21 protein-coding genes are annotated in these 20,430 nt (G+C 48.0%); 6 read left to right on the top strand and 15 right to left on the bottom strand.

The window, feature by feature from the left end; genetic code table 11:
- Position 1: 1 nt before the first annotated feature.
- Positions 2-691 (bottom strand): cell division protein ZipA C-terminal FtsZ-binding domain-containing protein, encoded by a 690-nt coding sequence (locus AC3ZFK_RS01325; protein ID WP_489433697.1) that lies wholly within the window; start codon positions 689-691, stop codon positions 2-4.
- A gap of 6 nt (positions 692-697) precedes the next feature.
- Positions 698-4,216, bottom strand: coding sequence for a chromosome segregation protein SMC (gene smc, locus AC3ZFK_RS01320; protein ID WP_487505976.1), 3,519 nt, complete (start codon positions 4,214-4,216; stop codon positions 698-700).
- A 182-nt stretch (positions 4,217-4,398) separates the two neighbouring features.
- Between smc and queF the strand changes: the two genes are divergently transcribed.
- Together queF and AC3ZFK_RS01310 are read left to right on the top strand one after the other, a co-directional pair.
- A complete protein-coding gene (gene queF, locus AC3ZFK_RS01315) occupies positions 4,399-4,809 on the top strand; it encodes a preQ(1) synthase (protein WP_487505975.1) in 411 nt (136 codons plus the stop codon).
- Positions 4,810-4,822: 13 nt separating this feature from the next.
- Positions 4,823-6,118 carry an FGGY-family carbohydrate kinase gene (locus AC3ZFK_RS01310; protein ID WP_487505974.1) on the top strand — a complete coding sequence of 432 codons (1,296 nt, stop codon included), beginning with the start codon at positions 4,823-4,825 and terminating at the stop codon, positions 6,116-6,118.
- A 16-nt stretch (positions 6,119-6,134) separates the two neighbouring features.
- Here AC3ZFK_RS01310 and AC3ZFK_RS01305 read toward each other — a convergent pair whose 3' ends face one another.
- From AC3ZFK_RS01305 to AC3ZFK_RS01295, 3 genes are read right to left on the bottom strand one after another with little or no spacing between them, the layout of a single operon-like run.
- Positions 6,135-6,434 (bottom strand): hypothetical protein, encoded by a 300-nt coding sequence (locus AC3ZFK_RS01305; RefSeq protein ID WP_487505973.1) that lies wholly within the window; start codon positions 6,432-6,434, stop codon positions 6,135-6,137.
- The gene (locus AC3ZFK_RS01300; protein WP_487505972.1) at positions 6,431-7,615 is read right to left on the bottom strand and encodes an aminotransferase class I/II-fold pyridoxal phosphate-dependent enzyme; all 1,185 of its coding nucleotides are present in this window, start codon (positions 7,613-7,615) and stop codon (positions 6,431-6,433) included. Before AC3ZFK_RS01300 ends, AC3ZFK_RS01305 begins: the two co-directional genes overlap by 4 nt.
- Positions 7,612-8,364, bottom strand: coding sequence for an HAD family hydrolase (locus AC3ZFK_RS01295; protein ID WP_487505971.1), 753 nt, complete (start codon positions 8,362-8,364; stop codon positions 7,612-7,614). Before AC3ZFK_RS01295 ends, AC3ZFK_RS01300 begins: the two co-directional genes overlap by 4 nt.
- A 216-nt stretch (positions 8,365-8,580) precedes the next feature.
- On the opposite strand from AC3ZFK_RS01295, the gene dksA reads away from it, so the two are divergent.
- Complete coding sequence (gene dksA, locus AC3ZFK_RS01290; RefSeq protein WP_487505970.1) at positions 8,581-9,015, top strand: RNA polymerase-binding protein DksA; 435 nt, start codon at positions 8,581-8,583, stop codon at positions 9,013-9,015.
- A 59-nt stretch (positions 9,016-9,074) separates the two neighbouring features.
- Here dksA and AC3ZFK_RS01285 read toward each other — a convergent pair whose 3' ends face one another.
- Positions 9,075-9,383: a DUF3579 domain-containing protein gene (locus AC3ZFK_RS01285; protein WP_487505969.1), complete on the bottom strand. Its 309-nt coding sequence runs from the start codon at positions 9,381-9,383 to the stop codon at positions 9,075-9,077.
- 77 nt (positions 9,384-9,460) lie between these two features.
- On the opposite strand from AC3ZFK_RS01285, the gene gluQRS reads away from it, so the two are divergent.
- From gluQRS to AC3ZFK_RS01270, 3 genes are read left to right on the top strand one after another with little or no spacing between them, the layout of a single operon-like run.
- Positions 9,461-10,348, top strand: coding sequence for a tRNA glutamyl-Q(34) synthetase GluQRS (gluQRS, locus tag AC3ZFK_RS01280; RefSeq protein WP_487505968.1), 888 nt, complete (start codon positions 9,461-9,463; stop codon positions 10,346-10,348).
- Positions 10,349-10,356: 8 nt separating this feature from the next.
- A complete protein-coding gene (locus AC3ZFK_RS01275) occupies positions 10,357-10,794 on the top strand; it encodes a hypothetical protein (protein ID WP_487505967.1) in 438 nt (145 codons plus the stop codon).
- Positions 10,791-11,369, top strand: a complete 579-nt coding sequence (locus AC3ZFK_RS01270) for a Smr/MutS family protein (RefSeq protein WP_487505966.1) — start codon at positions 10,791-10,793, stop codon at positions 11,367-11,369. The genes AC3ZFK_RS01275 and AC3ZFK_RS01270 overlap by 4 nt, the downstream gene beginning before the upstream one ends.
- On the opposite strand, the gene truD is transcribed toward AC3ZFK_RS01270, so the two are convergent.
- The 9 genes from truD to accA all read right to left on the bottom strand — a co-directional run bounded on the left by truD (position 11,346) and on the right by accA (position 20,388).
- Entirely contained in the window at positions 11,346-12,395 is a 1,050-nt protein-coding gene (gene truD / locus AC3ZFK_RS01265; protein WP_487505965.1) for a tRNA pseudouridine(13) synthase TruD, read from the bottom strand. The two genes, AC3ZFK_RS01270 and truD, sit on opposite strands and share 24 nt — an antisense overlap.
- Position 12,396: 1 nt before the next feature.
- Entirely contained in the window at positions 12,397-12,870 is a 474-nt protein-coding gene (gene ispF, locus AC3ZFK_RS01260; protein WP_487505964.1) for a 2-C-methyl-D-erythritol 2,4-cyclodiphosphate synthase, read from the bottom strand.
- The gene (gene ispD, locus AC3ZFK_RS01255) at positions 12,870-13,589 is read right to left on the bottom strand and encodes a 2-C-methyl-D-erythritol 4-phosphate cytidylyltransferase (protein ID WP_487505963.1); all 720 of its coding nucleotides are present in this window, start codon (positions 13,587-13,589) and stop codon (positions 12,870-12,872) included. Before ispD ends, ispF begins: the two co-directional genes overlap by 1 nt.
- Positions 13,568-13,903, bottom strand: coding sequence for a cell division protein FtsB (gene ftsB / locus AC3ZFK_RS01250; RefSeq protein ID WP_487505962.1), 336 nt, complete (start codon positions 13,901-13,903; stop codon positions 13,568-13,570). Before ftsB ends, ispD begins: the two co-directional genes overlap by 22 nt.
- A 21-nt stretch (positions 13,904-13,924) precedes the next feature.
- Entirely contained in the window at positions 13,925-15,208 is a 1,284-nt protein-coding gene (gene eno, locus AC3ZFK_RS01245) for a phosphopyruvate hydratase (protein WP_487505961.1), read from the bottom strand.
- Positions 15,209-15,308: 100 nt separating this feature from the next.
- Complete coding sequence (gene kdsA, locus AC3ZFK_RS01240; RefSeq protein ID WP_487505960.1) at positions 15,309-16,139, bottom strand: 3-deoxy-8-phosphooctulonate synthase; 831 nt, start codon at positions 16,137-16,139, stop codon at positions 15,309-15,311.
- 70 nt (positions 16,140-16,209) lie between these two features.
- Positions 16,210-17,862, bottom strand: coding sequence for a CTP synthase (pyrG, locus tag AC3ZFK_RS01235; protein WP_487505959.1), 1,653 nt, complete (start codon positions 17,860-17,862; stop codon positions 16,210-16,212).
- A gap of 167 nt (positions 17,863-18,029) precedes the next feature.
- Positions 18,030-19,451 carry a tRNA lysidine(34) synthetase TilS gene (gene tilS / locus AC3ZFK_RS01230; protein WP_487505958.1) on the bottom strand — a complete coding sequence of 474 codons (1,422 nt, stop codon included), beginning with the start codon at positions 19,449-19,451 and terminating at the stop codon, positions 18,030-18,032.
- On the bottom strand, positions 19,429-20,388 hold the full coding sequence (gene accA / locus AC3ZFK_RS01225) for an acetyl-CoA carboxylase carboxyl transferase subunit alpha (RefSeq protein ID WP_487505957.1): 960 nt from the start codon (positions 20,386-20,388) through the stop codon (positions 19,429-19,431). The genes tilS and accA overlap by 23 nt, the downstream gene beginning before the upstream one ends.
- Between the last annotated feature and the right edge of the window lie 42 nt (positions 20,389-20,430).

Here is a 20,430-nt window from a genome sequence, read left to right as displayed (position 1 = left end):
TCTATTTTGGCTGCTCAATGGCTGCCCTGCGACTCTCCAGCTCCTGGTTGTACTCAAATTCGTAAACTTGATCCCGCAAATTTTGCAGCGAGTGTGGAGTTAATGCCTTTCTCTCACTATCACAGACCTGCCCGCCCAGACCTACAGCAATTTTATGTGATGTCTCAGCCATCTTTTCAAATGCCTGTTTACCAGAATATTGACTCGGCAACCGGAAGAAGAGTGCTATCCCCGTAGTTCTAAGATTCATAATCTGTTGTTGATCAAACACCCCAGGTGCCAATACGTTGCTTACGGTAAACAGTGGCGGCTCCTGCTGTCCCTGTGATCGCCCACGCTGCGAATCTGCAGAATAGACATGATAGAAACCATCCTTCCCCATCTCCAGTCCTGTTGCAGTAAATTCACGCAACAGATCTCCACCCTCAAAGTGATCCCCTTCCCTGGCCATGACTGTTAAGGTCACTGCCAAACCAACAGCATCAGATGAGTTATCAGGATCACTATCATCTACAGATCTCGCTACACCGTCACCAACACCATCTTCCAGATCAATATCATCAAGTTCCAGATCATGTTCGTCATCAAAGCTCCACTCCCCAAGATCAATTGGTTCATCGTGATTTTGCCCAGATTGACGCCGTGTATCTCCCCTTTCCAATATGGTTTTTATTTTGGTTAGTAGACCCATTATCGATTAACTTGCTGCCAGCACCTGAGCCTCTTCCATATCCACTGAAACCATTCTGGATACGCCAGGCTCATGCATAGTGACGCCTGATAGATGATCAGATATCTCCATGGTAGTCTTGTTGTGGGTAATAAAGATGAACTGCACTCGCTTGGACATGTGCTTGACCATGTTACAGAAACGTCCAACATTGGCCTCGTCCAGTGGGGCATCAACCTCATCAAGCATACAGAAAGGTGCCGGATTAAGTTCAAAGATAGAGAACACCAACGCCACTGCAGTCAGCGCTTTCTCTCCACCTGAAAGCAGATGGATAGTGCTGTTTCTCTTGCCTGGCGGCTGCGCCATGACAGTTACACCAGTATCCAGCAGGTCATCTCCCGTCATCTCCAGATGGGCACGTCCACCACCAAACAATCTGGGGAAGTTATTTTTCAGACCATCGTTAATTTTGTCAAAAGTATCCTTGAAGCGACTACGGGTCTCACGGTCAATTTTTCCAATGGCACTCTCCAAAGTCTCCAGTGCTGCAATAAGATCATCATTCTGCTGGTCGAGATACTCCTTGCGCTCTGACTCTGTCTGATACTCCTCAATGGCGGCAAGATTAATAGGGCCAAGGCGCTGGATTTTGCGTGCCATCTCATCCACATCATCCTGCCACCTTTCTGCTGTTGCCTCTTCCGGCATCTCGCGAAGTAGTGGCGCCCTTTCGTAGCCACTCTCTTGCAGTTGCTCATCCATGGTCTGACAACGGACTCTTACCTCTTCTCCCTCCAGCAAGAGCTTCTCATGAGCTGAACGGAGATCCTGTACATCCTGCTCAGCCTCCACCCTTGTGCCATCAAGTTCACGTAAATGGTGCTCAATCTCTTCCAGCTGACGACGCGCATCAGCCAACTCATTTTCCACCAACAGCTGTTTTGCCAGATACTCTTCCAGCTCCACCTTAAGCTCCTTGATCGGAGCCTTCATTTCCTCTCTGGAACGTGCAAGATCCTGTCGCCTCTCCTCTCCCGAGGCCAGCTGCTCTTCCATACGTGCTAATCCACTACGGGTGGATTCCAGGCGAGTTCTGGATGACTCAACCTGCACGGTCAAACGGTGAAGCTGATCTCTCTTTTCACGTGCTCGATCTCTGGATCTGTCCATGGTCTCGCGCAACGCTCCCTTCCTTGACTCCATCTGCTCGCGCTGAGCATCACTCTCTTCCATTTCTGACAGTGCAATATCGAGGCGTAGCCCTAACTCATGAACACCTGTTTCTGCCTGCTTAATCTCCTCACGAGCCTGTAACAGCTCCTCATCAATTCTCTTGCTACGATGGTTTGCCTGTTCCTGACTGGCAAGCCTGCCGCTCAACTCAGATTTGCGGGAGGATATATCTGCGGCCTGTTGGTCAATAACAACCTGATATTGTTGCTGCTCCTGCTCCAGCTCCTTCTGCTCACTACGCCCATTTTGCAGAATCTGCTCCAATCTCTTCAGATCTGACTCAAGCTGTTGTTGCTGCTGTTTGAGTTCACGAATAGTCTGCTCTCTCTGCAGTAGACCATCCTTGTGATCATCCTCTCTGACTACCTGTGACCAGCCACGGCCAATCCACAACCCATCCCTGGTAACCAGGGACATTCCAGTATCCAGCTGCGATCTGAGTTGCAGGGCCTGCTGAATGGTATCTACTCCATATACACCCTGTAGCAGCATCTCAATTTCAGGGTTTGCCTCAACACAGTCAACTAGTGGAGTTGCACCAATAAGCTCTATTGGCACTGAGGGTTCAGGTAAACCGTTTTTTGTAATAAAGCGAACCTCACCTTTCTTGAGATGTGCTGCACTTTCCAGCAGATGACTATCATCACCAACCGGGATTGCCTCCAGATAAGAGCCAAGCGCCACCTCTACAGCCTTCTCCCAACCTGTGGTCACCTTGAGCATCTCTGCAAGGCGGAGGGTATCTTCTGCAATATCACTCTGATTTAACCATGACTGGACACTACTCTTGTCACGACCCAATGCGTCTTGTTGCAATGCCTCCAGCGAGGTCAGACGCCCCTTGAGCCCTTGCAGTTCTCCACGCTTTATATCCAGCTGATCTGCCGCCCTATGGTTTTCATCACGCCGCCTGGTGATTGACTCACGCATATCATCATTTTTATTGCGTGCTTGCTCTATCTCGGCCTCACTCTGCTCTAGTTCACTCTGCAGATTTTCAAGCTCACGGGAATCAATGGATGGTAGCCGCTGCTGCTCCTCCTGCAGACGTTGCTGCTGGCGCTTACCATTTTTCAACTGACGCTCCAGTTGCTCAATCCTTGAACGGGTAATTTCTGCGTCACGTTTCGGGTCATTAGCCGAACGATTAAAATCCTCCAGCTCTGATTGCCACTCATGCCAGGCATTCTCCGCCTCTTCCCAGCGTGCCGACAGCGCGAGATCCTCTTGCTGAAGTTTCAGCAATTCAGGATCATCTCTCGATAGTGACTCCTCTAGCTCTACAATACGCTGACGGTCCGCCTTAATCATTGCATTGGCCTCGTGCCAGGCGCTCTCAGCCTTTTGTAGATCATCAGCCAGTTGATTACGTCGCTCTTTCAACCCCTTCAGATTTTGCTCAGTTCTGGCAATCTCTGCACCAGCAGCATAGAAACGACCCTGAACCTCATTAAATGACTCATTTGATTCTGTATGGCGTTGACGTCCTTTCTCAATCTCAGCCTCTATTGATCGTTGCTGCGCCAGCCGCTCCTGCACTGTCAACTCAGCCTGACGAGTTTTCTGGCCCTGCTCTGCCGCCTTCCGATCATACTCCTGCCAACGTAATGCAAGCAGCTGTGCCTGCATTAGTCGCTCCTCCTCCTTGAGCAGACGATAACGTTTTGCGACACGAGACTGTCGCTCCAGACGTCTCAGCTGTTTCCCCAACTCTTCACGAAGATCATTTATGCGGTCAAGGTTCTCGCGCGTATGGCGCATGCGGGTCTCGGTCTCTCGTCGTCTCTCTTTGTATTTTGAGATCCCAGCCGCCTCTTCAATTAGTACACGCAGATCATCCGGCTTGGCCTCCACAAACCTGGAGATCATCCCCTGCTCTATAATTGCATAGCTGCGCGGACCCAGCCCTGTTCCCAGGAAGATATCCATGATATCCCTGCGGCGACATTTGGTTCCGTTAAGGTAGTAGGTTGATTTTCCATCTCTTGAGGCCTTGCGCTTGACAGAGATCTCACTAAAGCTGGCATACTGCCCCTGCAATGTACCTGCAGCATTATCAAAAACAAGCTCCACAGATGCATGACCAACCGGCTTGCGTGCACTGGAGCCATTAAAGATAACGTCCGCCATGGAGTCACCACGCAACTGTTTGGCAGAGCTCTCCCCCATAACCCAGCGAACCGCATCAATGATGTTTGATTTTCCGCAACCGTTGGGGCCAATTACCCCAACCAGGTTGCTTGTGAAGGGTACTGATGTTGGATCTACAAAAGATTTAAATCCAGCAAGTTTCAGGGTTTTAAGTCGCATATCCTCGTTATATCCGACAGGTAGACAAACTACCTATATAGTGATAAAAAATGAGCATCTCAACTACTCATGATTGTGTCGTATAATAGCACCCAAATCAACAATAAACCATCAATGAAATTAGATTAGATTTATAACTTATCTAATTGTTTTATTGGGTATATAAACAGGGATAGATAGAGATGCCAAGCAAGCCAAGTGAAGAATTAGAGACCTTTGAAAGCCCCACCCCGGAACGTGACTATACGATTCGTATTCAGACCCCTGAATTCACCTGTCTATGTCCAAAAACAGGACAGCCAGACTTTGCAACGCTGGAGCTGGAGTACGTCCCTGATCAACTATGTGTAGAGCTAAAATCATTTAAAATGTATGTATGGTCATATCGCGACAAGGGCGCCTTCCATGAAGCTGTCACTAACCAGATCCTCTCTGATCTGGTAGCTGCAACCCATCCCAGATTTATGCGCCTGACCGCTATATTTAATGTCCGTGGTGGCGTGTACACCACGGTTGTAGCAGAACACAAAGCCCCTGACTGGACATCTGCTGCCGTTATTCAACTGCCCGGGGCTACGCCAACCACCTCCTGATCCACGCTTCCGGATGGCCATCCATATAGGAATAGACCTGGGAACATCTGGCTGCCGGGCCATCGCCGTCAACCATAAAAGAGAGGTTCTTGCACAAAACAGCGTATCCCTTCCTCCATCAGAGAGAGAACATGCTGGGTGGTCTGTGCAGGACCCTGATGATTGGTGGCTCGCAACAATAGAGGTTATGGGGCAACTGATCTCAAAACTTTCCACTGAAACAGTAGAGACAATCACTGTAGATGGAACCTCGTCCACCCTGCTCCTCTCCGACCGTTATGGAAACCCATTAACTGCGGCACTAATGTACGATGACCAGAGAGCAGTTGCCGCAGCTGACAGGATCTCGCAAAGGGCCCCTATAAGCAGTGGTGCACACGGACCATCATCTTCTCTTGCAAAGCTTCTCTGGCTACTGGAGAACAACAGTGATATCGACAAATCCAGTGGTCTACTAGCACTCCACCAGGCAGACTGGATCAGCAACAGACTGGGCGGAGTATTCGGTCAGAGCGATGAAAACAATGCACTTAAAATGGGCTACGACCCGATTAAACGCAACTGGCCACAGTGGATGGACAGCCTCGTCCTGCCATCCGACATACTACCTGCCGTCTCTCCTCCCGGAACTCGGTATGCTACCCTGAACAGTCAACTGGCTGTTGAGTGGGGTATACCAAAAAACCAGCGGGATAGTATTCATATCCATACAGGAACCACTGACAGCATCGCTGCCACTATTGCTGCCGGCATCAATAAAACTGGAGATGCCGTGACCTCACTGGGAACTACAACAGCTCTCAAAATCCTCTCCCCTATCCCGATTTTCTCGCCACAAGACGGGGTCTACAGTCATCGCCTGGGAGAATCATGGCTGGTAAGTGGTGCCTCCAGTGCCGGTTCCGGAATTTTGCTTGACTACTTCTCGCGTAAAAAGATAGACGAACTGAGTCAGCTAATTGAACCAGACATCCCGACCGGACTAGATTACTACCCACTATCCACTGCAGGCGAACGCTTCCCCATCTCTGATCCAAATCTACAACCGCGACTGACGCCACGACCAGATGACGATAAACTATTTTTTCAGGGGATTATCGAGGGGCTGACCGCAATAGAGAAACAGGGATATCTGAAGATGCACAAGCTGGGGGCACCTTTTCCAAACCGAATAGTTACCGCAGGGGGTGGCGCAGACAACCAGAAATGGCAAATTATTCGTCAACAACAGATAGGTGTTCCAGTCTCTACTGCCACACAGACCGAGGCCGCCTATGGTGCCGCCATCCTTCCTGCTCTTCGTTTGTAGACAGGATCTGATTGGATCACGAAGTATCTTCATCAGAGACTTCTTCATCAGAGCTTCCTAGCCAAAAAAGCACTCTCAGTAGAATAAAGAGTGCTGTGTAATATATTGCCGGCAGAATAAGAACCAGAGGAACCCCCAACAAAATTGCCTGCATCCCCAGATCATCTGATAGCAGCGTCTGCAGAAAGCCCTTTTCCACCAGTACCCACCAAAACCAGTAGCACACTCCGGCAACGCCAATAAACTGCCCAGCCCTGTGTAGCGCCACAGGTAGTCGCAGCATGCGAAACTGTTGCAATGTTATTTGATGCCTCATCGGCCCATCCCGCCTTGAGTAGAAAGAAAACTTCTGATCCGCTCCACACCAAGCTGTAGCTGATCCAATGAGGTGGTGTAGGCAAACCGTATCCAGCGCCTCGGATCTCTTACTGTAAAATCTTTTCCGGGAGTAACCGCAACCCCCGCCTGCTCCAGCAGATCAGCCGCAAACTGACTACTGTCAGATGACAGGTCACTACAGTCTGCATATAGATAAAAGGCACCATCCGGCACTCTATCTATCTTGAGCCCAAGCTCCAACAGAGCCGCATAGAGAAAGTCCCTGCGTCTTCTAAAACGGTCACAGCGCTCCTGCAGTACTCTTTCAGTCTCTGGCTCAAATGCCACGAGCGCCGCATACTGAGATGGTGTTGGTGGAGCCAGAAACAGATTCTGAGAGAGCCGATCCAACCCACTGACTGCCTCCATATTTAAGGAGACCAGCCAACCAAGACGCCACCCTGTCATCCCATAATATTTGGAGAAGCTGTTTACTACAAACACTGTTCCAGGAAGATCTATAGCCGTATCTCTAGACCCATCATAAATCAGCCCCTGATAGATCTCATCCACAATCAAGACCCCACCACGCTCCTCCACCAGCAGGGCAATTTTTTTCAGCTCATTGGCCGCAATAACACTACCTGTTGGATTTGATGGAGAGGAGATCATTACCACTCTGCTCTTTTCGCTCCAATACTTACCAACCAATTCTGCGGTCAATTGAAATCTGGTGGTAGCATCAACCGGAACTGAAACCGTCACTCCTTCAAATATACGAACAAAATGACGATTACATGGATAACCCGGATCTGCCATCAAGACCTCATCACCAGGATTAACCAGAAGAGCTATCAACAACTGAAGCGCACCTGATGAGCCGGGTGTTACTACAATCTGTTCTGCCAGAACTTTTTTGCCGTAGGTACTATTATAGTGATCTGCAATTTTTTCTCTAAGTTCTGTTAGTCCAAGTGCCGGGGTGTAATGATGGTGCCCCTTGTTTAACGCTTCAACTCCAGCCCTGACAATGGACTCCGGGGTATCGAAATCCGGCTCCCCAACCTCCATATGAACTATAGTTCTACCCTCTCTCTCCAGTTCGCGCGCACGAGCCAGCAACTCCATCACATAAAATGGCTCAATTTCTTCTACTCGATCACTTGGACGAAAACTCATCTACTCCACACCGACTTAACCCACTCGAGATCAAGCACTGTTTTTTTCTCTCTATCTCCCTGCAATACATGGCAATGGTCATTTGACTCACCCATCTGATCCAGAACCAACGCGGCCCCGGTAAAATCCTCCGCCTCAGTATAACCATTGACTGTCACAATGGTTGTTAACCCCGCCTCAAGTGAGGAGCTGAGCCCATTGTGAGAATCCTCAATGGCTATACATTCAGCAGCAGAGAGGCCCAGCTCTGCCAACACATAGTCATATATATCAGACGAAGGCTTCTTGTTGGGGACGATATCACCAGCACCAATAATCTTGAACCATGATTCTGCCCCAGGAAACATGGCATGCTCCAGTAGTGCAGAGACATTTTGAGGGGTTGTGGTGGTAGCAATCGCAAGAGTTACTCCAGCCTCATGTGCCTCAGTCAACAGTCTTCGTACACCACTACGCAGAGGGATCTCTCCAGCTTGTAGCAGAGAGACGAAATGTTCTGTTTTTGATGCGTGAAGAGACGCAATCCATGCACTCAGATCATCCACAGTTGGATACTCAGGCTCCTCCAACTCAATGTAATGTCTGATTCTCTCCTTTCCACCAGTAACAGCCAGAAGCCTGCCGTACATCTCTTCGCTCCATACCCAGTCAAGCCCGGCATCTGCAAACGCCAGATTAAATGCAACTCTATGTCCATCTCTCTCTGTATCCGCCAGGGTGCCGTCAACATCAAAAATTATCGCCTTCATTCTATCCCTTTTTTCCTGTTCATTTAAAAGATGAGAAACAACTGTTTTTCTCATCATCGTGATATCATACCCGACCATTATCTCATGGAGAGGAGATCTGAAAACCATCTTGCAAGATCTCTTCCTGTTTTTAGAATAGGCACATTTAGGTTGCCAGAATGAATTCAATCTGGTATCAATGCGCTCTTTTCTCATACTGTCAGGAGCAATAACGGCATGGCCGCAAAGAAGAAGAAGTCAACGCTATTAGTCGGTGGCATCAAACCATACAAGCCTAAAAAGGGCGAAGAGTACATGAACGATAACCAGAAGAGCCACTTCGAAGAGGTACTTCTAGCCTGGAAACATCAGTTAATGGAAGAGGTTGATCGTACTGTTCACCACATGCAGGATGAGACTGCCAACCTACCAGACCCTAGTGACAGGGCCACTCTGGAAGAGGAGTTTTCACTGGAGCTGAGAACCCGTGACCGTGAACGCAAGCTAATCAGAAAAATAGATAAAACCCTCCATGAGCTGGATGGTGATGAGTATGGTTATTGTGAATCCTGCGGAATAGAGATTGGCATTAAACGACTGGAAGCACGCCCAACCGCAACTCTCTGCATTGACTGCAAAGAACTTGAGGAGATCAAGGAAAAATCAAATTAAGTAACCCCTGAAAAATCTTATGGGTCACGAAGTGCCTTAATCAGAGCTTCCTTAAGAGATCACCCCTCCTTTGGGGCTGAACACTCCTCTCTGACCTTGAGGTTATTTGTATCCGCAAACTCTTTAACAAAAGCGTAGGCATCGGGATCCCTCACACTTAATCGCTGCTCAATCACCAGACATTTTTCGCCATTAATTATGCGTGGACGTGCGCAATCACGATAACCAAGACTCCTTCCTCTGCCATACTGTGCAATCTGCGATGAAATCCGTTCAATCCAGTCACTGGGACGAAATTTATCCCCATCCCTGTTGCGGCTCTCGATTATAGTTCTACAATCTTCTCTTTTTTCTCCGCTATTCTGCATAATATTTAGGCCTTTGGGTATAGATCACACATAATCATGTATTCTATTATTTTAACAAATATCAATAAAACTTGCAAGTGGTAGATATCAATCATACCAATTATCGAGGGCGTTTTGCCCCTTCTCCAAGTGGTGACCTCCACTTCGGTTCACTTGTTGCGGCTACCGGAAGTTATCTTGAAGCAAAAACCAATAGCGGTGAATGGCTGGTTCGTATCGAAGATCTTGATTTACCAAGAACAGCTCATGGGGCTACTGACTCTATTCTTGCTACTCTGGAGCGACACCAGATGCAGTGGGACCACTCTGTAATTTTTCAGAGCACACGTAACGAATATTACCAAGAGAGCCTGAAGCTGTTGCTTGAGTCGGACCTGCTGTTTGCATGCGAATGTAGTCGCAACCAACTAAAAGGGATCACTCCCTATCCAGGGAGTTGCCGAAATAAAAATCTACCACTAGAGAACCATGCAATACGGATCCGAGTTGATGATGAGGTTATTACACTCAATGACAAATGGCAGGGAAGACACCTATGGAACATGAAAAAAAATATAGGTGATTTTATAGTTCGACGCAGAGATGGGATCTATGCCTATCAACTTGCAGTAGTAGTTGATGACTATCTTCAGGGAATCACCCATATTGTACGCGGCAGTGATCTACTGGAATCAACCCCAAGGCAGATCTATCTACAACAGCAACTGGATTATACAACTCCCAATTATGCCCACCTGCCAATTGCAGTAGATAACCATGGAATCAAACTAAGCAAACAACACCAAACACAACCGATCAACCGGGATAAACCTGTAGAGAACATATTTAATGCTCTTGAATTTCTGGGGCAAAATCCGCCAAACGAACTTCTTACATACCCATTAAACAGTGTATGGGAGTGGGCACTAGAGAACTGGAGAAGCAACAAGAGTCTTGAAAAACCTGCCCGCAAGAGTCAAGTATAATTCAACAGATGAATCAAGCGCGATCAACCTACCGACAAACCTTTAATGGTTCATTCAGTAGCCTGCTACAGTGGGATGACTTAACCACTTTCTGGCAGCGCCTACTTGAGGAAGAGTTAAGTGGATGGTATATCTACGCTGTAGGTGAAAAACCGCCGGCAACCACCTCGTCACCAGATGATCTCCGACACTTCATCACCAAAATTGATGCGCTTCTGCGCAAGGATCACAATGAACGAGTCTGTGGGATTGTCTATACCGACCACCCTCATACCCCTTCAATGATCAAGATTTATGATCCCAACAACCTGGGGGTCTCATGTGGATCAAGTGAGACGCCACCTCTACCAGGATGGGTTCTCTCAAAAGAGCAACCTGAAGATCTGCAACCGGTGCGACACCTGCCTGGTAATCGCAAACGGTGGTGGAGAGATCTGTTTTCATGACAGATTCAGATAGCGACCATAAAATAGAGAGTGAAGATGCCGCACTATTTCGCGAGATAACTCGAGATGTACGCCCACTAAATAAAGATAATCGGGCAGATACATATTCTCAAAGAGCACGCTCAGAGCACATAAAAGATAGTTTTTCGGAGCTGAGCCTGTCCGAAGAGCACTCTTCAATTATTGCCACAGACAAAAATGACCCCCTTTTGGAGATGGTACAACCGGAGGAGAGGCTATTCTATCTGCGCGGAGAGCTTCCCGGTTCTACCTTGAAAAAATTTAAACGAGGTGATTTGTGCTCCAGAGACGAACTTGATCTGCACGGTCTGAACAGTGTGGAGGCAGCCAGGGAGTTGGCCTCATTCATCAGGTTTGCATTGCATAATGGGGTGCGCTGCTTTCGACTAATCCATGGCAAAGGAACTCGCTCTGCTGACAAGCTTCCAATACTCAAAAGCATGGTGAACATGTGGCTCAGACACCATGGTAGTGTTCTGGCTTTCTGTTCTGCTCGTCAACGAGATGGCGGTAGTGGAGCTCTCTATGTGCTACTGAAGAGGCCGGACATCTGATACGATCTCTCTCATTACAACAGTGGCATAACTACCGGACGGCAACCAAAAATCAAGCTCCAGATCTGTACCATCCAGCCAGCTCCAATTCATGTTATCAGGAACCACCCTAAGAGCTCGACGATCCTGTGACAGGCCTGCATATTCTAACCCGCCACACATCTCCTCCATCCCCACAATAGCTGACTCCTCAAAAGCTTTTGCCTCTGCTGTTGAATCAAGCCGGCCCCTCCCCCAAAGAGGTGCCGTTGGGTGGATATCATGTTCAGCAACCCTTCTGAGGATCTCTTCATCAACCTCATCCTCGTGAAACCAGGCACGACTTCTTGCCAATGCATAAACCTCCCCGCCCAACGGATGGTTCCAGATCCCTGCCTCTACCCGTTTTGCGCATATCCGATTAAAAATCTCTGAGCGCACCGATGAAAGCAGAAGTCCTCGCTCATGCTTTCCTCTTGGGCGATATCTCTTGTTGAACATCTGCAGGGCACGCTCCACATTGCCGCCACCCCTTCCAAAACGTTGTTCACCAAAATAATTTGGGATCCCTTCGTTCTTGACCATCTCCAGACGCAACTCCAGCTCCTCTCGATCTCCCTCAACATCACGCAAAATCAACTTAAAGCTATTCCCTTTAAGCGCCCCTCTGCGTATTTTTTTTGCATGGTCATGAACCTGAATAATTCTTAATGATTGGCCCTGCTCCAGATCCATCTGTTCAAGAGTGCGCCAATCAGGAATTTCTCTACCAGCAACATCCACAGAGAACCACTGTCTGGTAATAGCGAAACGATCTTTCAGGCCGGCCATACCTACATCCCTACGCTTCACTCCAATATACTTGGCCAGAATAGATGCGACCTGATCACTGTTCATCTCCCTCTTCTCAATCTCGATCATCTGATGCTGACCATGACCAGACGGGGCAAAACCGAGATCTTCAATTACCTGAAAATCCTCAGGAAAACTTCTTATTTTTGCGGTTGCAGAGGGGGCACCATATGCATATGGTAGTGGTTGTACCATTCTATTTTGCAGCCAAAAGAGCTACTGAGTGTGCAGCGATACCCTGTCTCTCTCCAACAAAACCAAGCTGTTCTGTTGTGGTTGCCTTCACATTGACTTGATCAACCCCGACTCCAAGATCCAGTGCCAACAACTGCCTCATCGATTGAATATATTCAGCCAGCCTTGGCTCCTGGGCAATAATTGTTAGATCTATATTCTCAATCTGATAGCCTTTCTCACCCACCATCACCATAATCTCCCTCAGAAAAAAACGGCTGTCCATCCCTCGGTATTGATCATCACTATCTGGAAACAGTTGTCCAATATCGCCCAGTGCAACCGCCCCAAGCAAGGCATCACAAAGCGCATGAATTGCCACATCTCCGTCAGAGTGGGCCTTGAACTGTCTGCTGTATGGCACCCTGATACCACAAAGCATCAGGTGGTCACCATCCTCAAATGCATGAACATCAAAACCATGACCAATTCTCATCAACTCTTGCCTCGCTCTCTTTGCATGATCTCTTCCGCAAGCAGAATGTCTCCGGGATGAGTGATCTTCATATTTCCCGCATCCCCCTCGATAATTTCAGGTTGAAAACCAAGATACTCTATTGCCTGTGAATCATCAGTAACAGAAACACCATCTTCCATGCTCTGTCTCAGCGCACTCCTCAACATCCCCAGACGAAACATCTGTGGCGTAAGTGCGCGCCACAGCCCTGAACGGTCCACCGTCTCCACAATCTCCCTGTTGGTGCCAGAACGTTTTATTGTATCTGCCAGTGGTGACGCAAGAATTCCTCCAACAGGATGATTCCACAATTTACCAACCATATCCTCAAGGTCATCGCCTCTAAGACATGGGCGTGCTGCATCGTGAACCAATACCCAATCATCATCAGATGCTTTATCAGCCAACAGATTCAGTGCATTCAATACTGAATCAGATCGTTCTTTTCCACCTTCGACAACCAAAATTTTCTCAGCTTTATGATCATCAAACTCAACCTCAGGCCACCATTGATCAGCTGCTGCAATGGATACCACCACCCCCTGGATCCTGTTTAGTGAAAACAGTGCATCAATACTGTGTTTGATTACCGGGGAGCCGGCAAGATCGAGATACTGTTTGGGGCGGTCTGCCATCATCCGTAACCCAATACCGGCAGCCGGAACAATTCCCCAGATTACTGGCTGGTCTGTATGCATGGGTCATTCTCAGATATATTGTGGCCTGAAACTTCTGTAGAATTTACCACTGAGACAAATAGTTCGCCAGGTTTTACCATTCCAAGATCACTTCGGGCATGCTCTTCCAGAGCCTCTCTTCCTGTTTTAAGGTCAACCACCTCAGCACGCAGCTCCTGATTACACTGTTCCAGCCTGACATTCATCTCATGCTGTCTGGCAATTAACTGCTCCATATCCCAGAGCCGCGGAATCCCTTTTTCAGAAACCCATAGCTTGTACTGCAACGAGCCAAGAAAAAAAATGAGCACTATGATCAACAGACGAATAGTCATCGCCCGACCATCACCTTATTATCAGGGAAGATTGTAAAATGCGCCCATCCCTGCATATTGTGCTTCTGCCCCCAACTGCTCTTCTATTCTGATCAACTGGTTGTATTTAGCAATACGGTCAGAGCGAGATAGAGAACCTGTCTTGATCTGACCAGCGCTGGTTGCTACTGCCAAATCTGCAATAGTCACGTCCTCAGTCTCTCCAGAGCGGTGTGAAATCACGGCTGTATAACCTGCATCTTTCGCCATCTGAATGGCCGCAAGAGTCTCGGTCAATGTACCAATTTGGTTAACCTTGATCAGAATAGAATTTCCAATACCCTTCTCAATTCCTTCACTCAGTATTGCGGTATTGGTTACAAACAGATCATCACCAACCAGCTGCACTTTCTTGCTCAAGCGCTCAGTCAACTGTTTCCAACCGTCCCAATCCCCCTCATCCAATCCATCTTCAATTGTAAGGATAGGATATTGATTGACCCAACTCTCCAGCACATCAATCATTCCGGTTGAATCCAGCACCTTACCCTCTGATGCCAGGTTATATTTTCCATCCTGGTAGAACTCTGAACTTGCCGCATCAATCCCGATAAATATTTCACTGCCTGCCTTGAAGCCCGCCTTTTCCACTGCCTCAAGAATCACCTCGATAGCTGACTCATTGGAAGAGAGGTTTGGAGCAAACCCACCCTCATCACCAACTGCTGTATTCATCCCCTGAGATGAGAGCACGCTCTTCAATGCATGAAATATCTCAGCCCCATAACGTACAGCCTCGGCAATTGAACCTGCTCCAACTGGCAGGATCATAAACTCCTGCAGATCAATACTATTATCTGCATGCTCTCCACCATTGATGATATTCATCATTGGCACCGGCATTTTATATGGTCCAGCTGGTGTCAGATATCGATATAGCGGAACCCCTTGCTCATTTGCTGCAGCGTGTGCAGATGCCATTGAGACTGCCAACAGCGCATTGGCACCAAGCCTCCCTTTATTATCTGTACCATCAAGATCAATCATGATCTGATCAATCTCACTCTGTGCCTCTACATCCTTGCCCGTCAATGCATCCCTGATCTCGCCATTGGCATGAGCTACGGCCTTGAGTACACCCTTGCCGCCATAACGGCTCTTGTCATTATCACGCAGCTCAACAGCTTCTCGTGATCCGGTTGATGCTCCTGACGGAACAGCTGCCCGCCCCATTGCACCAGAGGCAACTGTTACATCCACCTCGACGGTTGGGTTCCCTCGAGAATCGATAATTTGACGAGCAACAACATTGGTTATTTCTGACATATTAATTCCATTTTAATTTCACAATACTATTTCTATTTTAAGGAAGCTCCGGTTCAGTCACTACGTGACCCAATCATATCCCCCTCACAAGTACAGAACATTATCCCTGTTCTGCAAACCCCATACTCTTCACACTCAAATCAATCGCCTTCAGGGTCTCCAACAGGGGCTCCATCTTCCCCAAAGGCCATGCATTAGGCCCATCACTAAGGGCTTTATCAGGATCTGGATGAGTCTCCATAAACAGCCCGGATACTCCAACTGCCACTGCTGCCCGTGCCAACACAGGAACAAACTCGCGTTGCCCTCCTGAGGTACCACCCTGTCCACCAGGAAGCTGTACCGAATGGGTCCCGTCAAATACGACAGGACAACCTGTTTCACGCATAACTGCAAGTGAACGCATATCGGAGACCAGATTGTTGTAACCAAAACTGGCTCCCCTCTCACAGGCCATAATATTCTCATTCCCTGTAGCCTTGGCTTTCTCGGTGACATTTTTCATGTCCCATGGAGAGAGAAACTGTCCTTTTTTAATATTGACCGGCAACCCTTGACTGGCAACACTCTGAATAAAGTTGGTCTGGCGACAGAGAAATGCCGGGGTCTGCAACACATCAACAACCTCGCTTACCTCATCAAGCGGGGTATCCTCGTGTACATCAGTTAAAACCGGCACGCCTATCTGCTCCTTGACAGCGGAGAGAATACGCAACCCCTCCTCTATCCCAGGGCCACGATAACTTGATACCGAGGTACGGTTGGCCTTGTCAAAAGATGATTTATAGATAAACGGGATTCCCAGTCGATCGGTAATCTCCTTCATCTCACCCGCACTGTCCAGTGCCAACTGCTGACTCTCTATCACGCACGGTCCCGCAATAAGAAAGAGCGGCTGATCCAATCCCACCTCAAACCCACACAATTTCATATTCTATATTCCTCTGGATTTCCGGTTAACATCTATTTTGCTACTCCTAGCCTTTCAAACCACCATCCCATTAAGCTTTTTCAGAGGTTCTTTTATGATATTGCAGTGCTGCTGATACAAATCCACTAAATAGAGGATGACCATCTCGTGGAGTTGAGGTGAATTCAGGATGGAACTGACAAGCAACAAACCATGGATGATCCTTGAGCTCAACCATCTCTACCAACTCCCCATCTGCAGAACGACCAGAGAAGATCATCCCCGCATCTTCCAGCCTGGCAACCAACTGGCTATTGACCTCGTAACGGTGACGGTGGCGTTCAACAATCTTGTCCTCTCCATAGAGCTGACGTACCAGAGATCCCTCTGCCAATTGGCACTCCTGTCCACCAAGACGCATGGTGCCCCCCAAATCAGAATCCTCGTTACGCTGCTCAACCGAACCATCAGCCGATAGCCACTCAGTAACCAGGGCAACTACCGGATACGGGGTATTTGGCTCAAACTCTGTACTGTGTGCCCCATCCATACTTGCCATATGACGTGCATATTCGATTACGGCAACCTGCATTCCCAGACATATTCCAAGATATGGGATTTTGTTCTCTCGTGCAAACTGTACAGCTGCAATCTTCCCCTCAACACCCCTCTTGCCAAAACCACCCGGAACCAGAATTGCATCCAGGCCATCAAGACATGAGATGTCACACTTTTCCAGGTCCTCGGAATCCAGGTACTGTATCCTGACCTTGGTATCTGTATGAATACCAGCATGAATAAGTGATTCTGATAGCGACTTGTAGGCCTCGGTCAAATCCATATATTTACCCACCATACCTATGGTGACCTCATACTGCGGGTTCTGCTGATTATTAACTACATGTTCCCACTCACTCAGATCAGCCTCCGGCAGATCCAGACGGAATTTGCTGGCGACAATCTCATCCATCCCCTGCTGATGAAGCAACATTGGGATCTGATAGATACTCTCAACATCAACTGCCGAGAAAACAGCCTTCTCCTCCACATTGGTGAAGAGTGCTATTTTTTTACGCTCTCCCTGAGGAATCGGACGGTCAGAACGGCACACCAAGATATCGGGCTGTATTCCAATACTTCTCAACTCCTTTACAGAGTGCTGAGTTGGTTTTGTTTTTAGCTCTCCGGCAACTGATATCCATGGCAACAGGGTTAGATGAACGTAGAGGGCACGCTCGTGTCCAACCTCAAGACCGAGCTGCCTGATAGCCTCCATAAACGGAAGTGACTCAATATCACCAACTGTTCCGCCAATTTCTACCAACGCTATGTCAATATCCTCATCTGCAGATGCTGCACCAGCAATGATAGATTTTTTGATCTCATCAGTTACATGAGGAATGACCTGAACCGTTGCGCCCAAATAGTCTCCACGGCGCTCCTTCTTCAGCACAGAATCATAGATCTGACCTGCTGTAAAATTGTTGTTTTTGGTCATCTTGGTGCGGATGTAACGCTCATAGTGACCAAGATCCAGGTCTGTCTCTGCACCATCCTCGGTAACAAACACCTCACCATGCTGAAATGGGCTCATGGTGCCAGGATCCACATTAAGATATGGATCAAGCTTCATCATGGTCACCTTCAGACCACGAGCCTCAAGAATTGCGCCTAGTGAAGCTGCTGCAATTCCCTTTCCAAGAGAGGAGACCACACCACCAGTAATGAAGATGTATCGAGTCATAGAGTTACCCAAATAGATGCCATGAATATGTTTGGAGAGAGACTTCTCATGGAGAGTCATTGTACCTCAGGAGCCTGTTCGAGAATAGAAGCCTTAACCCCAAATCCTCATATAGAAACATGAATACTGCACGATCAGATAAGTAAACTTTTTCAGAGGTTCCATAACTATTCCGGAACACTCTCAATCAACAACCCCTCCCCTTCTAGATCTCTATTCTCCCCCATATCTGACTGATTATCTGCAGAATAAGGGGCGCAAATAAAGTGGCCAACCACCTGAACCAGCTCATTGCCAACAAAAACAAGGGGGATTTGCCCTCTCTCCCAAGGAGGAACACCTCTCTCCCTTAGTATGTTTTTTAGTGTTCTGCGCTGTTTTGCACCACCAAACTGGCAACGCTCACCACCAACTCTTGAACGGACAGTAACCTTTTTGCCTTGCAACAGATCCTTCCTGATACCGCCACTGGAGACTGTTCTGACAACCAGCTTGGCCCCAATCTCAGAGAGATGCAGTGGCTGCTGCAGATCCCACTCGATACAGAAGTCTGAAGCTCTACCGCCCCCCTTATCTATCTCCAGACCTTTGCCTATCTCTATATACAGGAGCCCTTGAAATCGTCTAACTGTCACCTCTCTACTGTGACGATTTTTCCAGCGCACCACTGGCACCGCATCATCCCTTGCCTTAATCACCTCATTGATTATTCTCTGCAGATGTACCGCATCAGGTAATCCTGCGCCATTCATCTCAAGCCAGTAACGTATTCTCGCTTTACTATTTTCTACTGACTCATCAACTATCAGGGGCATGGGGTCACCAACAGAGAGTTCCATCAACTGCTCCTCTGCCCATTTTTCAACCAATTGCGAGGCCTCTGCACAGTGTCTTGAACTACGAGATAGTGTCAATGCTGCTGCAGGCCATCGTCTCTCCAACCGCGGCAAGATTTCGTGACGAATAAAATTTCTGTCTGCAGATTGCTGGTGATTGGTGGGATCCTCAACCCACTCCAACTGCTCTCTAACTGCATACTCCTGCAGTGATTGTTGTGAAAATTGAAGCAGTGGACGCATCAACTTTCCTGCAGCAAATGAAACCACACCACCCATAGCAGAGAGTCCACGCGGACCAGCTCCACGCAATGCCTGCAACAGAAATGTTTCAGCCTGATCCTCTCGATGATGTGCTGTAAACAGTTGGTCACCCTTCTGTATCTGCCCTGCAAAAGCGCTGTAGCGTGCTCTCCTGGCAGACTCTTCCGGACTCTCTCCAGTTTTAGATATTGCATCAACCGCAACAACATGAAGAGGAATATTCCGGTGGTTACAGAATTTTATGCAGTGATTTTCCCACTGGCCTGCCTCACTCTGAAGTCCATGGTTAACATGAATGGCCTCCAGCGCAAAATTACCGCCATCTTTATCTCGCAACTGTGCGAGCGCATGAAGAAGAGAGGATGAATCAACACCACCACTAAAGGCGACAAACATAGTCCCGAACAGGGGATATCTGCTTAAAAATGGTACCAACTGTTGGGGAGAGAACTCTCCACGTACAAGGTCAGCTGGAGGTGAAATTTCCATAGCTCATAAGACGCTGATAACGATCTTCCAGCAATTTATCGGCATCAATATTCTTCAGTATTTCCAGCTGAGACAACAGCTCTTTCTTGAGTGCTGCTGCCGCATCAGAAGGCTCCCTGTGAGCGCCGCCCAACGGCTCTTCAATAATAGAATCCACCAACCCAAGCTCCTTGAGCCTGGGGGCAGTTAGACCCATTGCTTCGGCTGCATCAGATGCCTTATCTGCGCTTTTCCATAGAATAGATGCGCACCCCTCAGGAGAGATAACCGAATAGGTGCTGTAGGACATCATATTGACCCGATCACCAATACCAACCGCCAATGCGCCGCCTGATCCGCCTTCACCAATTACCGTACAGATAATTGGAGTGCGCAGACGTGCCATGACAAAAAGGTTTCTTGCAATGGCCTCACTCTGCCCACGCTCCTCTGCATCCATCCCGGGATAGGCCCCAGGGGTATCAATAAAGGTAAGTATCGGCAGCCCAAAACGTTCTGCCATTCGCATTACTCGCAACGCCTTTCTATACCCTTCAGGACGAGGCATCCCAAAATTACGCCTGACTTTTTCCTTGGTATCCCTGCCTTTCTGGTGACCAATTACCATAACTGACTGCCCTTCCAGACGGGCCATACCACAAACCAGGGCTGCATCATCAGCATAGGCACGATCACCATGCAACTCCTGAAAATCTGTCAATATGCTATCAATATAATCCAGTGTATATGGACGTTGCGGATGTCTTGCCAACTGAGATATTTGCCAAGAGCTCAGGGATGAAAAAATTGAGCGTGTAAGTTCCCTGCTTTTATCCTCGAGCTTGGAGATCTCATCACTTATATTTAGCTCACTATCATCACCCACATAGCGTAGCTCCTCAATTTTTGCCTCCAGCTCGGCAATGGGCTGTTCAAATTCCAGAAAATTCAGGTTCATAGTTTTAGCAGCTTTCTTCTATTGATCAGTTTGTTATCTTAA

The organism is Candidatus Thiopontia autotrophica (assembly GCF_982804495.1).
Note: the sequence above shows the minus strand (reverse complement) of the source record. Positions and strands in the feature narration are given on the sequence as shown.

Coding starts and splice junctions, on each gene's coding strand:
- AC3ZFK_RS01325 (WP_489433697.1), bottom strand. CDS start 691: ATGGGTCTACTAACCAAAATAAAAACCATATTGGAAAGGGGAGATACA.
- smc (WP_487505976.1), bottom strand. CDS start 4,216: ATGCGACTTAAAACCCTGAAACTTGCTGGATTTAAATCTTTTGTAGAT.
- queF (WP_487505975.1), top strand. CDS start 4,399: ATGCCAAGCAAGCCAAGTGAAGAATTAGAGACCTTTGAAAGCCCCACC.
- AC3ZFK_RS01310 (WP_487505974.1), top strand. CDS start 4,823: ATGGCCATCCATATAGGAATAGACCTGGGAACATCTGGCTGCCGGGCC.
- AC3ZFK_RS01305 (WP_487505973.1), bottom strand. CDS start 6,434: ATGAGGCATCAAATAACATTGCAACAGTTTCGCATGCTGCGACTACCT.
- AC3ZFK_RS01300 (WP_487505972.1), bottom strand. CDS start 7,615: ATGAGTTTTCGTCCAAGTGATCGAGTAGAAGAAATTGAGCCATTTTAT.
- AC3ZFK_RS01295 (WP_487505971.1), bottom strand. CDS start 8,364: ATGAAGGCGATAATTTTTGATGTTGACGGCACCCTGGCGGATACAGAG.
- dksA (WP_487505970.1), top strand. CDS start 8,581: ATGGCCGCAAAGAAGAAGAAGTCAACGCTATTAGTCGGTGGCATCAAA.
- AC3ZFK_RS01285 (WP_487505969.1), bottom strand. CDS start 9,383: ATGCAGAATAGCGGAGAAAAAAGAGAAGATTGTAGAACTATAATCGAG.
- AC3ZFK_RS01275 (WP_487505967.1), top strand. CDS start 10,357: ATGAATCAAGCGCGATCAACCTACCGACAAACCTTTAATGGTTCATTC.
- AC3ZFK_RS01270 (WP_487505966.1), top strand. CDS start 10,791: ATGACAGATTCAGATAGCGACCATAAAATAGAGAGTGAAGATGCCGCA.
- truD (WP_487505965.1), bottom strand. CDS start 12,395: ATGGTACAACCACTACCATATGCATATGGTGCCCCCTCTGCAACCGCA.
- ispF (WP_487505964.1), bottom strand. CDS start 12,870: ATGAGAATTGGTCATGGTTTTGATGTTCATGCATTTGAGGATGGTGAC.
- ispD (WP_487505963.1), bottom strand. CDS start 13,589: ATGCATACAGACCAGCCAGTAATCTGGGGAATTGTTCCGGCTGCCGGT.
- ftsB (WP_487505962.1), bottom strand. CDS start 13,903: ATGACTATTCGTCTGTTGATCATAGTGCTCATTTTTTTTCTTGGCTCG.
- eno (WP_487505961.1), bottom strand. CDS start 15,208: ATGTCAGAAATAACCAATGTTGTTGCTCGTCAAATTATCGATTCTCGA.
- kdsA (WP_487505960.1), bottom strand. CDS start 16,139: ATGAAATTGTGTGGGTTTGAGGTGGGATTGGATCAGCCGCTCTTTCTT.
- pyrG (WP_487505959.1), bottom strand. CDS start 17,862: ATGACTCGATACATCTTCATTACTGGTGGTGTGGTCTCCTCTCTTGGA.
- tilS (WP_487505958.1), bottom strand. CDS start 19,451: ATGGAAATTTCACCTCCAGCTGACCTTGTACGTGGAGAGTTCTCTCCC.
- accA (WP_487505957.1), bottom strand. CDS start 20,388: ATGAACCTGAATTTTCTGGAATTTGAACAGCCCATTGCCGAGCTGGAG.